The sequence below is a fragment of the Streptomyces sp. CNH189 genome (genome assembly GCF_000527195.1).
On sequence record NZ_AZUS01000025.1, the window covers coordinates 86,641 to 101,228 of the forward strand.

At 68.3% G+C, this 14,588-nt stretch carries 15 protein-coding genes and 1 pseudogene; 9 read left to right on the forward strand and 7 right to left on the reverse strand.

The features are described from left to right. Nucleotides 1–125: 125 nt before the first annotated feature. Both B100_RS35990 and B100_RS0128870 read left to right on the forward strand, forming a co-directional pair. The gene (locus B100_RS35990; RefSeq protein ID WP_078541229.1) at nucleotides 126–590 is read left to right on the forward strand and encodes a hypothetical protein; all 465 of its coding nucleotides are present in this window, start codon (nucleotides 126–128) and stop codon (nucleotides 588–590) included. Nucleotides 591–822: 232 nt separating this feature from the next. Continuing rightward, a complete protein-coding gene (locus B100_RS0128870; protein WP_024887876.1) occupies nucleotides 823–1,923 on the forward strand; it encodes a Gfo/Idh/MocA family protein in 1,101 nt (366 codons plus the stop codon). Between the two features lie 176 nt (nucleotides 1,924–2,099). Here B100_RS0128870 and B100_RS35995 read toward each other — a convergent pair whose 3' ends face one another. The 3 genes from B100_RS35995 to B100_RS0128880 all read right to left on the reverse strand — a co-directional run bounded on the left by B100_RS35995 (nucleotide 2,100) and on the right by B100_RS0128880 (nucleotide 4,117). After that, nucleotides 2,100–2,231 carry a CGNR zinc finger domain-containing protein gene (locus tag B100_RS35995; protein WP_106967118.1) on the reverse strand — a complete coding sequence of 44 codons (132 nt, stop codon included), beginning with the start codon at nucleotides 2,229–2,231 and terminating at the stop codon, nucleotides 2,100–2,102. Nucleotides 2,232–2,591: 360 nt separating this feature from the next. Beyond that, nucleotides 2,592–3,242, reverse strand: coding sequence for an NAD(P)H-dependent oxidoreductase (locus B100_RS0128875; RefSeq protein ID WP_024887877.1), 651 nt, complete (start codon nucleotides 3,240–3,242; stop codon nucleotides 2,592–2,594). A gap of 221 nt (nucleotides 3,243–3,463) precedes the next feature. Further along, the gene (locus tag B100_RS0128880) at nucleotides 3,464–4,117 is read right to left on the reverse strand and encodes an NAD(P)H-dependent oxidoreductase (RefSeq protein WP_024887878.1); all 654 of its coding nucleotides are present in this window, start codon (nucleotides 4,115–4,117) and stop codon (nucleotides 3,464–3,466) included. A 283-nt stretch (nucleotides 4,118–4,400) separates the two neighbouring features. Here B100_RS0128880 and B100_RS34405 point away from each other — a divergent pair, with 283 nt between their 5' ends. Together B100_RS34405 and B100_RS0128890 are read left to right on the forward strand one after the other, a co-directional pair. Next, nucleotides 4,401–4,697 carry an SDR family oxidoreductase gene (locus tag B100_RS34405; RefSeq protein ID WP_078541231.1) on the forward strand — a complete coding sequence of 99 codons (297 nt, stop codon included), beginning with the start codon at nucleotides 4,401–4,403 and terminating at the stop codon, nucleotides 4,695–4,697. Between the two features lie 516 nt (nucleotides 4,698–5,213). Further along, nucleotides 5,214–5,798: a DinB family protein gene (locus tag B100_RS0128890; protein WP_024887880.1), complete on the forward strand. Its 585-nt coding sequence runs from the start codon at nucleotides 5,214–5,216 to the stop codon at nucleotides 5,796–5,798. An 85-nt stretch (nucleotides 5,799–5,883) separates the two neighbouring features. On the opposite strand, the pseudogene B100_RS36000 reads toward B100_RS0128890, so the two are convergent. Both B100_RS36000 and B100_RS0128895 read right to left on the reverse strand, forming a co-directional pair. After that, nucleotides 5,884–6,293 (reverse strand): annotated as a pseudogene (locus tag B100_RS36000) (DUF4259 domain-containing protein); the annotation flags it as partial. Beyond that, complete coding sequence (locus B100_RS0128895) at nucleotides 6,197–6,829, reverse strand: hypothetical protein (protein ID WP_024887881.1); 633 nt, start codon at nucleotides 6,827–6,829, stop codon at nucleotides 6,197–6,199. The pseudogene B100_RS36000 and the gene B100_RS0128895, both read right to left, overlap by 97 nt. 102 nt (nucleotides 6,830–6,931) lie before the next feature. Between B100_RS0128895 and B100_RS0128900 the strand changes: the two genes are divergently transcribed. Both B100_RS0128900 and B100_RS0128905 read left to right on the forward strand, forming a co-directional pair. Beyond that, on the forward strand, nucleotides 6,932–7,465 hold the full coding sequence (locus B100_RS0128900) for a hypothetical protein (RefSeq protein ID WP_486585728.1): 534 nt from the start codon (nucleotides 6,932–6,934) through the stop codon (nucleotides 7,463–7,465). Nucleotides 7,466–7,554: 89 nt separating this feature from the next. After that, the gene (locus B100_RS0128905; RefSeq protein WP_024887883.1) at nucleotides 7,555–7,938 is read left to right on the forward strand and encodes a contact-dependent growth inhibition system immunity protein; all 384 of its coding nucleotides are present in this window, start codon (nucleotides 7,555–7,557) and stop codon (nucleotides 7,936–7,938) included. A 937-nt stretch (nucleotides 7,939–8,875) separates the two neighbouring features. Here the strand turns inward: B100_RS0128905 and B100_RS0128915 are convergent. Further along, the gene (locus B100_RS0128915; protein ID WP_024887885.1) at nucleotides 8,876–9,088 is read right to left on the reverse strand and encodes a hypothetical protein; all 213 of its coding nucleotides are present in this window, start codon (nucleotides 9,086–9,088) and stop codon (nucleotides 8,876–8,878) included. 343 nt (nucleotides 9,089–9,431) lie between these two features. Here B100_RS0128915 and uppS point away from each other — a divergent pair, with 343 nt between their 5' ends. Together uppS and B100_RS0128925 are read left to right on the forward strand one after the other, a co-directional pair. Then, nucleotides 9,432–10,310 carry a polyprenyl diphosphate synthase gene (gene uppS, locus B100_RS0128920; RefSeq protein ID WP_078541244.1) on the forward strand — a complete coding sequence of 293 codons (879 nt, stop codon included), beginning with the start codon at nucleotides 9,432–9,434 and terminating at the stop codon, nucleotides 10,308–10,310. Continuing rightward, entirely contained in the window at nucleotides 10,307–11,764 is a 1,458-nt protein-coding gene (locus B100_RS0128925) for an oxygenase MpaB family protein (protein ID WP_024887887.1), read from the forward strand. The genes uppS and B100_RS0128925 overlap by 4 nt, the downstream gene beginning before the upstream one ends. 237 nt (nucleotides 11,765–12,001) lie before the next feature. Here the strand turns inward: B100_RS0128925 and B100_RS37355 are convergent, their stop codons facing one another. Then, nucleotides 12,002–12,157 carry a hypothetical protein gene (locus B100_RS37355; RefSeq protein ID WP_199785297.1) on the reverse strand — a complete coding sequence of 52 codons (156 nt, stop codon included), beginning with the start codon at nucleotides 12,155–12,157 and terminating at the stop codon, nucleotides 12,002–12,004. Between the two features lie 928 nt (nucleotides 12,158–13,085). Here B100_RS37355 and B100_RS0128935 point away from each other — a divergent pair. Beyond that, nucleotides 13,086–14,207, forward strand: a complete 1,122-nt coding sequence (locus B100_RS0128935) for an aromatic ring-hydroxylating oxygenase subunit alpha (protein ID WP_024887888.1) — start codon at nucleotides 13,086–13,088, stop codon at nucleotides 14,205–14,207. Nucleotides 14,208–14,588 lie beyond the last annotated feature (381 nt).

A 14,588-nucleotide genomic window follows, 5' to 3' on the forward strand; every position in this document is an offset into this window, starting at 1 on the left:
CCGCGGACGCAGGCAGTCAGCTTCAGTCCACGCTGCACTACGCCCGGTCAAGTGAGACGCTGGGCATGTGGCGCCAACCACGTGTCTGCACCGACATCTTTGCACGGCATACCTGCGGAGGAGCCATGAACCTGACGAGTTCGCTATTGCGTGGCGCCGCGGCGGGAGCGGCGGGCACGACCGCGCTCAACATGGTCAGTTACGCCGACATGGCGGTTCGAGCCAGGCCGGCCAGCACCACACCGGAAGACACTCTGCGCAAATTGACGGAAAGACTTCACATCCGCATCCCGGGTACGGGCGAGCGTCTCAACGATCGGATCGCGGGGCTTGCTCCGATGACGGGATTCGCCGCTGGTTTGGGAATGGGAGCCGTGCTGGGCGCCGCACGTGCCGCTGGTTGGCGGCCGTCTCTGCGGCGCCAGTACGTGGTCGCCACCGTGGGAGCACTGATCGGCACGAATGGTCCGATGACTGTTCTAGGGGTGACCGATCCCCGCACATGGGGTCCAGCGGGGTGGGTCTCGGACATGATCCCGCACATCGCTTACGCCGTGGTTACCGTCCGCGTCCTGGACGGGCTCCGATAGTTGCGGCTGCCCGGTGAGTTCGGACACCTGGCTCTCATCACAAGAGGGCTTTCACGGTTACGGCGAGTATGACGACGCGCACACCTGGATGAACGGTCGCTGGTACATCGCCAGCAGTCTCCTGGCCCTCTTCCGAGTGGCTCCCGTCCCGAATCGGGCCCCGCCCAACACATCGGCCAAGTGGTCGCCAGCCCCCGGCTCGTCATGAGTCGTCAGCCCAGGAGGCAACACAGTGAGCACCATCGGCGTCGGCATCATCGGCGGCAGTCAAGGAGGCTGGGCCTCCATCAGCCATGTCCCCGCTCTCAAGGCGCTGCCCAACTACGAGCTGCGGGCCGTCAGCACCTCACGTCTGGAATCCGCACAGGCAGCGGCAAAGGAGTTCGGGGTGCAGGGCGCCTACGACAATGACGCCGACCTCCTGGCGCACCCAGGAGTCGATGTCGTCGTTGTAGCGGTGAAGGTTCCCTATCACCGCGAACTCATCTCGGCGGTCATCGAGGCCGGCAAGACCGTCTACGCAGAATGGCCCCTGGCGCTGAATCTGGCTGAGGCCACCGAGCTCACACAGCGTGCCGAAGCCGCTGGTGTCCGCACCGTCATCGGTCTCCAGGGGCGCTACCACCCCGGGCTGCGTTACGTGCGACAGATCATCGAGCAGGAGCGAATCGGACGAGTCATCGGCACCACTATGGTGGCCTCCGGCATGGTGTGGGGACCGCAGACCACCAAGGACCACGCCTACTGGTTCGACAACACGCAAGGCGCCACGCCGCTAACCGGTGCCGCCCTTCACGCCATCGACGCGCTCAACGTCACGCTCGGGGAGTTCGAACATCTGTCAGCCAACCTCGTCGTGGGGCGCAAGGAAGTCACTGTGACCGACGACGGCGGCAAACTCCTTCCGGTAACCGCCCCGGACCAGATCTCCGTCATCGGCACGCTCGAAGGCGGCGCTGCGGCTTCCGTGTTCTACCGCGGGGGTACCTCCCGCGGTGACAACTTCCGTTGGGAGATCAACGGGACCGACGGAGACGTCGTAGTCACCGCGCCATGGGGAAATCTTCAGGTGACCGACGTCGCCGTGGAGGCCGGCTTTGCGGCGGACACGAGCGTGTCCCCCCTTGAAGTCCCGGCTGAATACGCGAGCGACGTACCCGTCGACCTCGTCGGGCCCAGCCGTAATGTTGCCGCGCTGTACACGAACCTGGCCAAGGACTTGAGGGACGGAACGCACACGGTCCCCGACTTCGCCTACGCCCACCGCCGACACCAGTTTCTAGACGCGGTGGAGCGTTCTTCCGCCGAGCGCGTCGGTCAAACCTTCGGGTAGTCCCTTGCAACACGACCCTGAGTCCAGACTGCGGGACCAGCGGCTGACCTGCACGAGGCGACATCGCACCATCGAGTGCGACGTAGCCGGTCGTCGTCGACACCCCCAGATGACGGTGTGGGCGGGCTCGCCCGCCGCGTAAGGCAGGGACCTCACTTGACCGCGCCCGGAAGTCGTCAGCGCGGCTGTCGCTGCCGCTTCCGGTAGTTGGCCACTTTGTGTCGGTTACCGCACTCGGACATGCCGCACCAGCGCCGGTTGGCGGACCGCGACAGGTCCACGAAGAGACGGGTGCGATCCTCGTTCAGGCATCCTTCACGCGAGCCAAGCCGGCTCCGCCCAGTAGATCCACGGCGTCCCGAGCCACCGCTCCGAGCACTTCATCGTCGGTGCGGACGGCTCCTTCCGCGGTCAGCCCCTGCGGCTGCTCGTTGAGGTCAGTGCTCCACCACCACGCTGGACGATCCGCGCGACACCGTCCTGGCGTCCTCCCCCGGCATCGGGCACAGCCCGGAGGGGCGGTTCTCCCGCCGGCCCGCACCCAACCGTCTGGGGGACGACCGGACGCACACCTTGGGCGCCGCCTAGGGCTGCCGGTGTACGCGCCGTCCTCCGGTCGATCGAACGGCCGTCGCCGCCCGACAGGCGCGCCGGCCAAGGGCGCGGGTTCAGGCCGCCCGGTACCGGGCCGCGGCCAGGGCCCTGGCTGCCGCCTCCAGGTGTGCGCGGTCCCGGGACCATTCGAAGAGCGGCAGGAGCGCGGCCAGCGCCGGATCCCGGGGGGCACGAGTGAACTCCGCGACGATGAAACCGACATCCAGGCGCAGCGTGTGAGCGAGGACCGCGATGAGGTAGTTCTGCACGAAGTCGTGCCCCTCTTCGGCCGTGTAGGGCGCGTAGGACAGGTCCCGGCTTGTGACGACGGTGGTCGGTGTACCGGCGAACGTGGAGTCTTCCGCAGCCGTGTGGCCGGGGAGGATCACGTTGTCCAGCCACGCCTTGAGGGTGGAGGGAATCGTGTAGGTGTGCATCGGCGCGTCGATGAGGATCGCGTCGGCCTGTTCCAGTTCCTCGATGAGACGCCGGCGGAGGGCGAAGGCCGCGGCCTGTTCGGCGGTATGGGTGCGCGGGTCGGCGAGACCGGCGGCGTAGGCATCGGCGGTGATGTGCGCGACGGGATCCGCAGCCAGATCCCGGTAGATCACCGTGCCGTCGGGGTGGTGAGCCGCCCAGGTGCGGCGGAACGTCTGCGTCACCCCGCGCGAGACGGACGTATCGCGGGCGGACACGGACGAGTCGATGTGCAGCAGCGTGGCCATGTGAGGAAGATTTCGGGGTGTGGTGGGTGCCAGCCGGGATCGTGCCGGCCGGCGGAGTTGAGCGGCGCGTGTGCCGGAGCTCGCCGTCCGGTCACTCGGAGGGGCCGGGGATGCTCGTGTTCGGGGCCGCCGCGGTGGTCGCCCAGCCGCCGACAGCGGCCGGGCGAGCATGTGCCGCTCGCTCGGGTCGAGGGCAGCGGCACGGTGTGCGGCGGAAGGCGTCAGGCGGCGGTGACGCGCCGGGCGGTTTCCTTGCCCTTGAGGACGGCATCGTCCAGGGCGCGTGCCCAGGACTTCTCGGCCAGCGGGATGAGTTCGGCCATGTCCGGGTTGGCGTGCGCGGCCGTGAGTTCCGGGACGATGAAGTCCAGTTCGAGGCCCATGTACTCGTTGAGGATGGACCGCAGGTAGTTCTGCACGTACTCCGACGCTTCCCTGGGCGTGCCCGGCGCATACGACCCGCCGCGGCTGGCGATCACGGTCACCGGGAGGCCCTTGACGCTGGAGGTGTCTCCGGTCGTGCGTCCGACCATGAGGACGTGGTCGATCCACGCCTTGAGGGTCGAAGGAATCGTGAAGTTGTACATCGGTGCGCCCAGGAGCACCGCATCGGCCCGCTCGAGCTCCTCGATCAGCTGTACTCGGCGGGCCATCGCCGTGGCCTGCTCCGCGGTACGTGCCTTCGCGTCCACGAACGCCGCGGAGAAGGCGTGCTGGTCCAGGTGCGGCAAGGGCTCCGCGGCGAGGTCACGGTGGATGACCTCTCCGTCGGGGTGCTGCTCCCGCCACGCGTCGCGGAACCTCATCGCCACGGTGCGGGACTTCGAGGTGGTGCCGGGGTTCAGGGAAGAGTCGATGTGCAGCAGGGTTGCCATGGTGTGTGTACTTCCAGGTCTGTACGGATGATCGGATCGGGCGACTCGCGAGGAGCCTGCGTCCACACTGGCCCCGCCCTCCCTCATTCGCCAAAGCACCCGTTAGCTGCTTACTTCTCATAAGCGACTAACGGTGTCGTTGCCAGTGGTGAGGCCGCGCCTACGGTTTCCCGGCCGGCACAGGCCGTGCGGCATTACCTGCCCGACGCCTCCCACCTCGCGCACCGGTGCCGCTTTCGCGAAGAGCCTGGCGGCCGATCAGCGGTCGTCGTGAGCCACTACCCTGGCGACGGGGAAGAAGGCACCGCAGCGTGGCCGGCATCGAAGACGCGGGACAAGGACACTCGCCCTGCCTGCGGACGTCATCAAGGAGTCCGGCTTGCGGACGCTGTTCGACGAGGCGGTGCGCACCTTCGGCCCGGCGGACATCCTGGTCCACAACGCGGGCGTCCACGCCTTCGGCCCTCTTGAGGAGACGGCCGAAGAGGACTTCCGCCATCAGCTCGACACCGACGTCCTCGTGCTCCTCGCCTCCAAGGAGGCCGTCGGAGGGACAGGTCCCGGTGCAGATCCACGCTAGCGGGGTGAATCCGCCGGAAGATCCGGACAGGCCGGGCCCACGCCCGGGTGCGGCCACCGGCCGAGCCGGGCATGAGCCGGTGTGCAGGGCTTCGCGTCCTGCGCCCCCGGCACCAGACGCACGTCACCGGCATGCTCTTTGCCCCGGCCAAGGCGTGCTCCGGCGCATGCAGAGGCGTAGCTGATCTCACAACGACGGCACATGCAGAGCCGGTCGCTTGTGTCTCTGACGATCACCGCCGCGCCGTAACCACTCGGCAAAGGATCGCCCCGGCGCGGGACAGGACGGGCACGTGCGGCTCGGTCGCCATCGGTTCACGAGTGTCACAGCGCTTGTCCGGTTGCGTTTCCGTCCGGCTCTCCGACTGCGCATTCAGAGGCTGTCTCACGTGGCAAGCTTCGCGAGCTTCTTCAGTAGCTCGGGGCGGTGGCCATGGCCGGGCTTCAGCACTGCCGGTCGTCGCGATCCACGTACGGATCTTGAGGCCACGAGTAGCCCATGGCAGGCTCATGCCGCATGATCGATGAATTCGCGAAGAGCACCCTGCACGGGCGACTGCGACGGGACCGTAAGGCGCTGCTGTGGAAGCTCGATGGCTTGTCCGAGTACGACGCGCGCCGGCCTCTGACGGCGACCGGGACCAACCTCCTCGGTCTGGTCAAGCACGTGGCCACGGTCGAGGCCAGGTACTTCGGTGAGGTCTTCGACCGCCCGTCTCCGGAACCGCTGTGCAGGTGGCAGGACTCCGATGGCAGCGATCTGTGGGCGGCTGAGGACGAGGCGCGCGATCAGATCATCGAGTCCTACCGGCGCACGTGGGAACACTCAGACGCGACCATCGACGAGCTTGCCCTCGATGCCCCGGGCCACGTGCCGTGGTGGCCGGTGCCCTATTCCGACACGAACCTGTTCGCCATCCTGGTCCACGTCCTCGGCGAGACCAACCGGCATGCCGGGCACGCCGACATCCTGCGCGAAGGCGTGGACGGCCGAACCGGGATGCGCCCCGAACACGAGATGCGGATCGATGAAGACGCCCGCACCGCCTACTGCGCAAAGATCGAGCAGGCCGCCAGATCGGCCGCATCAGTAGAGGCATAGAAGGCTGTCCCCGTGACTTGATCCTTGATGTTCGAGCGTCATGATGCCTGCCGTGAGTGCTGATCTGTCGAAGCGTCTGGTTCCGCGCAATGGAAGGGGGTGGCGGGGCAAGCACTGCGCGAAGGCGCGTCAGTATGGCTCGCCACTGTTTCCAGTCCTCCGGGTCGACCCAGTTTGAGGCCGCCCATCCTCGTCGCCGACGATGCGGGCGAGGGCTTCGTCGGCGAGTGCCCGAAGGTCGGAGGGGAACACGGGCATCGGTGTTTCCGGGCCGTAGGACATGTCGACGGGATCGCCTCCCGGGCATTGCGCCGCGATCAAAGCGGCGGCCGCCACCGCCTCTTCCGCCTCCGCGAGGTAGCCGGTTGCGTCGATAGTCCGTCCGAGAACGCCTCGGATCAGAGCTTCACGTGCCTCGGGCTCGGCTTCGTCGAGTGCGTTGGCGAGGTCCGCGGCTGTGTCGTTGGCGAAGGGACCGGTATCCCAGGTGTCCAGGGCAGCGTCAGGCCGGCGATGACGGCGTCGCGGTCCCGGGCGATGCCGGCCGCGAGAGTGTGGAGGCTGGGCAGGCCGTCCTGACGGAGAGCGTCAGGCCACTGCGGGAGTCGTTCACCCTGGCGTTCGGTGAGCATGCGGACGAAGGACCGGACGTGACCGGTCAGGGCGTCGAGTTCGGGGCGGTTGGCAAGGACAGCCTTGAGTCGGAGCTGTTCGATCTCGGTCGGAGTCTCAGGTCGGCTGAGGATCCAACTCGTCACCACGCGGGGTGCCGGCGGTTGCGCGGTGACGGGCCGTGGCGAGGTGCGCTTTTCTCGCAGGTAGGCGCTGACCCGGCCGTAGCTGCCTCGATAGCCCACGGGAACGATCTCCTCCCAGAGCTTCCAGGTGTTGGTGAAGCCCTCGTCCCAGCGTTCGTCCAGGTAGGGCTTGTACTCGTCGAGGACGGAGGTCCGGTTGTGCTGCCACTGGCCGCGGAAGAGGTCTTCCGGCTTCGCCGCGTCGGCGAGGCTCTTGACGGTGCGGTGGGTCATCTGGAGCTGACGCCCGATGGAGCGGACCTGCTCCCCTGAGCAGGGGCGATATCGAGCTGTCGCGAGGTCGGCGCCGGTGCATACTTCCTTACCGTGGAAATCATGACAGGCGAGCTGCGGCGACTTCGATCTGGACCGAGCGTCGAGGATGACGACGAGCTCCGGCCGTTTCTCGTGCGCCTCCGGTTCACTGCCCAGGACCCGGCCCAGGTCATCGACAACGCGCGTGCGGTGCTGACGTGCGTGGTCTCCCGCATGGATGACTGGCCGGCAGATGAACTTTGGCCGCAACTGCTGCCGAACTGGTTCATCCAGCGGTGCGCACCCGAGCGCACGGAACCGGAACATGGCGAGCCCCTCGACATGGAGGCATGGCTGCGTCAATGGCGCACGATGACGCCAGAGGAGAAAGCGGCCGTCGACCAGGGACCGTGGACGCTCTCAGGATGGTTGTACTACTTCGACCCGACCGAAGAAGGAATGGGAGAGGATCGCAGCTGGTGGTGGTGGCAGGCAGGAACCGACGAGTCGGGCGGCTGGGCGCAGGTGGCCACCACGGGCTGGCCCTTCGGCAGCGGCTCTCTGACCTGGCTGATCGAGGCCAGTGGTGGCTCGGATGTCGTCTACGGGACATAAGCAGCGACTCGTCATGATCGCGAACTACGGCTGGAGTATTAGACCCTGCTCCAGGTTTGACATGTGATGCTCGGTTGGTGACTCCACTCATGAACCGTGACCGCTCCCTCGAGGAGCTTGAGCGCGACCGCTGGCCGACCCCCTCGGACGGTGAAACCCGGCTGATGGCGACCGTGCGTGAGCTTCGCCGTAAACCGGTCGGTGACCTGACGGTCGAGGACATGCGGCTACTGATCAGGCAAGACGTAGGCCTTGCCTATCTCCTGTCCCTGGCAGTGGAAGTCCTCCGGACCGACCCACTGGCGGAAGGCGACATGTACGAGGGCGACCTGCTGGCTGCCGTGCTCACCAGGAGTGCGGAGGCCTGGAGCAAGTCCCCCGAACTCAAGCAGGATGTCCGCCTGATCGTGGCAGCGTTGGCCGACGCACCGCCCGCCCTGAAACGCGAGGTGGACAGGTTTCTGTACCTGTAGCTCGCGGACGGCAGCTACCCCGTCGAGCGGCCGACAGACTGTTCCACGAGAAGCGTCGCACGAGCGGTCGCGGGCCAGGACGGCCTCACAGCACGGCCCCGGGCGAGCCGACGGACCCTGACACGCATCATGGCCAATTGAACCATCGTCTCGGAGCGGGGCCGGATCGGCCTCGTAGTCCCCGGCCAGGCGCCGGTGAGCGGTAAGCCACGAGAACGTGCGCTCTACTGCCCACCGCTTGGGCAGGAACTGGAAGCCGCGCTGCTCAACGTCCTTTCGGCGCTCTCCCGGTCACGGCCGAGGATCTTTGCGGGCCCACTCGACCAGGCGGCCGGCAAAACGCTGGCCGGCCTGGCCCAGACCTTCTTGACGCCGGGAGGGTCGAGCCTGGTCCACAGCGAAGGCTTTGCACCGTCGCGGTCCTGGATGTCCGCCGCGACGACGTGGACGGTCGGGAGCAGGCCCAGGGTGTCGGTGAAGATGAACCTCTTACGGCCCTTCACCTTCTCGCCCGCGTCAGGGCCTCTGGCGGCCTCAGGGACTGTCGGCCGTGCGGACGAACTGCGAGTCGATCAGAGCCCGCGCTCGGCTCCACGTCGCGGTCGTCAGCTTCACGGACCTTGCCGCGCGTAGCGTCGTGGTTGCGCTCGACGGTGCCGTCGTCATGCCACCAGGCGAGACACCAGAACACCGTCGGCCACGGGGCGAAGCCCCTCGGCAGCTCCCCATGGGCACTAGAAGGGCCAACCGCGCGTCAGGCTTCCTGAGCGCGCTTGCGCCACGCTGTCCTGCCGTCATGAAACCGCAGGCATACCGACTGCCCCTTCCGGCGCAGCCGAGTTCACCCGATGTCAACCCATCCGAACGGCACTCGCGTCTTCAGCCAGCGCGCGCCGCTCCCAACAACCGCCCGGCTGCCGGGGGCGTTTCACGTCGGTCAGGCGCGGACGGTCCCGGTGAGCTGGGTGAGGCTGTCGATCCGCCCGTCCGCCGCTGTGACGTCGTCGGCACAGCCCACAGGTACCCCCGACGGGCCACGGCGAATGCGGGCCGCCCGCAAGCTGACTGCCTCCTCGGCCAACACGTCGTTGGCCGGATGATCGCCGACGACTGAGCCGCGACCGAAGCCGGCCGTGACGGTGAGGAGCAACTAGGCCAGTGACGCACACCGCGAGGTCTTGACTCACCCGGCCCAGCTTTCAAGTCCCCGGGCTGGTGCGGTGTCGTCGGACTCGACTTGCTCGGCGAGCATGCGCTTGTGCGCTGCGCTGTGACCCAGGCGTAGGTATCGGCGTCATACCGGGGCGCCGGCTCGGCCGAGGACGACAAGAGCGTCGTGGATGGCGGCGGCGTTGCCGCGGTGGAAATCGGACAAAGGAGCCAAGGGTGACGGTACCCCGCTTGGCCGGTCAGGCAGCCCTTCGCGCTGTCAGACTCCAGGAGTGAAGGCGCCGGTGGGGCGTGAATGGGGCGCCTGGTGAGACGGGGTGGGTGTGACCGAACGCGGTATGGCCGAGCGCGCCGTGTCGGATGGGGCGGGGCAGGCCACGAGGGATTGCGGTGTTCCGCGCGCGCGGGCGGCGACGGGGGACGGGTCGGGTGGGCGACGGTCCGGTGGCGGCCCCGATGGGCAGCAACAAGGCGAGGGGGCGGCCCGTACGGTGCCGCGGCACGTGGCTTGTGTGATGGACGGCAACGGGCGCTGGGCGCAGCGGCGTTCGCTTCCCCGTACGGCGGGGCACCGAGCTGCTGAGACCACTGTCATCGACATCATCGAGGCGGCCCGGGCAGCCGGCGTGGAGTGGCTCAGCTTGTATGCCTTCTCCACCGAGAACTGGAAGCGTCCTGGCGCCGAGGTCGACTTCCTGATGGGTCTGGTCCGCCGGGTCGTGCGCAAGCATGCGCCGTTGCTGCTGGCCCGGGGCATCCGCTGCCGTTTCCTCGGAGTCGCCGATTCGCGTATCCCCCGTGAGCTGGCCCGGGATTTCGAGGACCTGGCGACGCTGACCGCCGACAACCGGGGGATGACGCTGACCGTGGCCTTCGACCATGGCGGGCGCCGGGACATCGTGGAGGCCGCCAGGTCGCTGATCCGCAACAAGACACCGGCGGACGAGGTCACCGAACGGCTCTTCGCTGACCACCTGCCGTTCCCCGACACCCCCGACGTCGACCTGGTCATCCGTACCTCCGGCGAGCAGCGCATCTCCAACTTCATGCTCTGGCAGGTCGCCTACGCCGAGTGGGTTTTCCCCGAGGTGCTCTGGCCCGACTTCCGAGCTCCCGACTTTCTCGCCTGCCTGCACACCTACCGGCGCCGCGATCGCCGTTTCGGCGGCGTGCCGCCCCGCACGATGGGAGAGCCCTCATGACCACCACGGGAACGGCCGACGAGAGGCCCCTGTTCGGCCCGGAATCACGGTTCAGTGGCTTCTTCGACGACCCGCGCTGGGCGCTGGCGATCATTCGTGCCACCGTGTTGGAGGCCGCGCACCCGCAGATCGGTGCCGCCCTCGTCGACAACTCCACGTTCGTCGCCCACCCCTGGCGCCGGCTGCGCAACACCTTCCTGAGTATGCGGCGCATGTTCGGCGCCGACCCCGCGGCACGGGAGCGGGAAGCCGCCCGGCTCAACAGGCTGCACTCCCGCATGAGCGGCTCCGATTCCCGCGGCCGCGCCTACGACGCGATGGACCGGGCGACCCGGGCCTGGGTGGTCGCCACTCTTTTCGAGAGCGCCGTCACCATGTGCCGGCTCAGCGGTCAGCCGCTCGACCAGGACACCATGGAGCGGATGTACGCCGAGTACCGATCGTTCCTCGCCGCCCTCGACGGCGACGCCTCGGAACTCCCTGAGGAACTGGACGACTTCTGGCGGTACTTCGACCGGGTGGTCGAGGAGGAACTGGAGAACACCGAGGCGGCCCGCGTCATCCTCTACCGGCTCTTCGACCATCTGCCTGCCCCGGCGTTGCTGGACGGGGCACCGACGCTGTGGGCGGCCGGCCGGGCGGTCGTCGGTCCGCTGCTGGGCGCGATCACCGTCGCCTCGCTTCCCGAGTCGTACCGGCGTCGGGCGGGTCTGCCGGAGATGCCCGGTGCCTCCACGCTCATGCAGGGCGCCTACTGCGCTGCCGGAATCGCCCGTTTCCTGCCCGAGGGCTGGGTCAACGCCGAAAGCATCATCGAGGCCCTCTCCCTGTCGCCCGACAGCGACGATCCCCGGGCACGGACCGTGGCCGCCCTGGCCGCCCGCATGAAACGGGCGTCGGCTCTGCTCCGCCTCCTCGCACCCCTGAGCGGCGGCCCCCACCCGGATCCCGCGCCCTCAGCGGGAACGGGAGAGAGTCGGCGTTCGGCGGAGGAGTTCTTCCGCGAGGTGCTGGACCAGACCGGCGACGGCCATCTCGACTGGCCCGACCTCGCCGCCATGGCCCGTGAACTCTGCACCCGCCTCGATCTGGACGAACCGGAGGAGACCCGGCTCTACGACGCCTTTGCCGCCTGGTGGCGCGAGCTGCAGGCGGCCCTGGACACGGACGACGACGGCCGCGTCAGCGCCGAGGAGTACGCCACCGCCGTCCCCTCCCTCGCCGGACCCGCGCTCATCCGTGTCGCCGAGGTTCTCTTCGACGTCACCGACAAGGACGGCAACGGAACCATCGACGCCGACGAGTACCGGACCCTTTTCCGTACCGCCTTCCACCGCGACCTCACCACCACCGACGGCGCCTACAGCCAAAGCGCCTTCGTGGGCGACTTCCTCTCCTTCATGTCGGGCCGCCGTACCAACACCGCGTACGATCCCCTCCTCGCCGACGCCTGAGGCAGGTCTCTCCTCAGCGGACATCGGAGTGACCGTCAGGACCCGGAGCCGTCGACAGGGAGGGCTGCCTGGCCCGGGACTGCCGGGGGGAAGAAGAGGTCCATCGATGATCGGCCGGACAAATCCTCCAGGCGCCTGGACCCCGTCGCGGGGACCGCTGCCGCGCGTACTCCGCCGGCGATTGGTTCCGGTCCATGGCCGACAGCTCAAGAAGGTGCGTGGAGGACGTCAGGCAGGTCAGCCTTTCGGCATCTTGGCCCACATACGGGCGGCCATTGCCTCGGCCTCCTCCTGCGGTGTCCCGGCGCGCACCAAGAGGATCCCGCGGGACTGGTCCGGGAACGTGACCTCCCGCATTGCCATACCCAACGGGCCCGTCGGATCGTCCGACATGGCGCCTCCCTTCGGCGGTTGGCGCCCACGTTAGAGGGATGCCGCCCAGAGGACGAGGACCCTCGGCCAGATGGGGGACAGCCCCGGGTCGCAGACTTCGCAGACAGCATGCTTCAGACGGAAACCCTGCAACAGGGTTCCGGGAGAGACATCCTCCTGGCATGCCCGGTTCCCTGTGCATGACCGGTTCGAGCGCCCGGCACACCGCAGTACGGTCGAGCCGGGCATGGCGGACCGGTCCGTCCAGCGCGCGTTCGCACGCCACCACGTCGTCGTCCATAAGGACCACCGCCAGCTCCTGGGCCACCTCGGCGGCCCTCTCGCGGGGCCCGGCGCCGGCCGTGCCGGGGCAGGAAGGCAAGGTCTCGGTGCAAGTCGTGGAGCAGGGCCGTGAACACGCAGGGACCTCAGACCGGGGTAGGCGCAGCCACTTCGTGAAGCCACCACGGCGTCGTCGACGGGAACGTCCCTCTTGTCCTTCCCTGAGCCCAGGAACCAACCCGCCGCACGCCAACGGGAGGAACCGAGCCGTCGCCGACCTTGCCCGTTTGGCCCGCTGCAACCACCGGCCCCGGCGGAGTGATCACCATGGTCAGCCACACCGCCGTCGGTGCCAGCGCCGAGAGGCCCACGGCATACGCGATCATGAGCCGGCGCCGCCCTCGACCGGAGCAGTCGGCGTGGCCTCGTGCGCCCCGCGAGCCAACCACCCGGAGATCGGTCTCGTCGGACAACTTCGTCGAACGCGTCGCCGGGACGCGCCACCCGATGTGCGGCCCCGGCGGCAGCCGCTGGCCGGCGCAGGGAATGCACGATGCTCATGTCGAGACCACCGGGGTCTTCACTACCCCGTTCGCACGCGACTGAGTGGCGTGGCGTGGGGCGGCCGCCACTATGGGGCGTGCTGCCCCACCTCCAAGGGAGAGATATGACCGAGGCCATCTCCGACGCGTACGGGAGGGGTCGGCCCGAGCATCGTGGCGAGCGGAGCCCTGGCTTCGCGGACTTGAGGCGGGTCGGGCTGAACCCGGACTTCTGGTACCCGGTCGCACGGTCCGGGAAGGTCCGCAGGGGCCAGGTGATCGCCACCTCATTCGCCGGCGAGCGGATCGCCCTCTACCGAGGGCGGAGGGGCGCCGTCCACGCCCTGGAGGACCGGTGTGCCCACCGCCAGGTGCCGCTGAGCATGGGGGTCGTGGAGGGCGAGCTCCTTCGGTGCTGCTATCACGCCTGGGCCTATCGCGGCGACGGCCGCATCTCACAGATCCCGTACATGTCCAAGGGCGACGCCCGGCCGCCGCGCGGCGTGCGCGGCTACCCCCTCCGTGAGGCCTACGGCCTGGTTTTCGTCTTTCCCGGCGACCCGCAGAAGGCGGCGGTCACCCCGCTGCCCGAACTGCCGGCGTTCGGCTCGCCCAGGTACCGGACCATGACATTCTCCCGTACGGTGCGCTGCCACTACTCGTTCATGCACGAGAACCTGCTCGACATGAACCACCAGTTCCTCCACCGCGGCGTGGTCGGCAGACTCCACCCCGAGCTGCTGGAGTACCGCACCGGTGAGCAGTCGGTGGAAGCGAGGTATCTGTTCACCCACGCCGGAGGCAAGCGCAACCGTGGCGCCGGCTTGCTGGCCGGGGAGGGCATCGGGGGGAGTGACTCCTCCGACGTGATGACGATCCGCACGGATTACCCGTACCAGACACTCGACCTGGTACCGGAGAACGCCGAACGCCCGGCCTTCCGCCTGTGGACTGCGTACGTGCCCGAAGACGCCGAGCAGCGCCGGTGTCACGCCTACGGTCTCCTCATGATCGAGAAGCCCGGGCTCCCGGGCGCCCTGCGCCTCGCCTGGCCGCTCATCAGGCGCTTCACCGAGCGAGTGTTCGCCGAGGACCGCATGGCCGTCGAGGCCGAGCAACGGGCGTGGGACGAACAGGGCGAGGACCGCAACCACGAGATCTTTCCCCTGATCCTGGACGTGCGTGAGGTGCTGCGCGCCAACGGTGTGCCGCTGCGTCCTGAGGTCTCCGCCGGCGGCGACGGGTGAGCGCGGGAGAGAGACGCTCGGTCCGGTCGCGAAGGGCCGGTCGCCGCGAGGACCGCCACGCCCGCTGCGCGTAGCACTACGCCTGGGAGGGAGCCGCTGAGCGGAGCCGGAGCCACAGGAAACGGCCGAACCCCGCTGCGGCGAACACACGAATGTTGAAGACACCGAGGGCGAGGCGCGGGCGATTCCGTCCCCGCTCGGGATGCCGTGCGTACGGTGCCACGGCTGGCCTTCTTCGACATGTGGGCGGCTCTGGCGGAGCAGGCTCTTACCGTCCTGCGGGAACAGCTCGCTCTGGCTTTCCCTGCGGCCACCGCTCTGCAACGGGTGAACGAATCGAAGATCCAGATGTAGTCGTTTCCTCTGACGCGACGAGGCCGA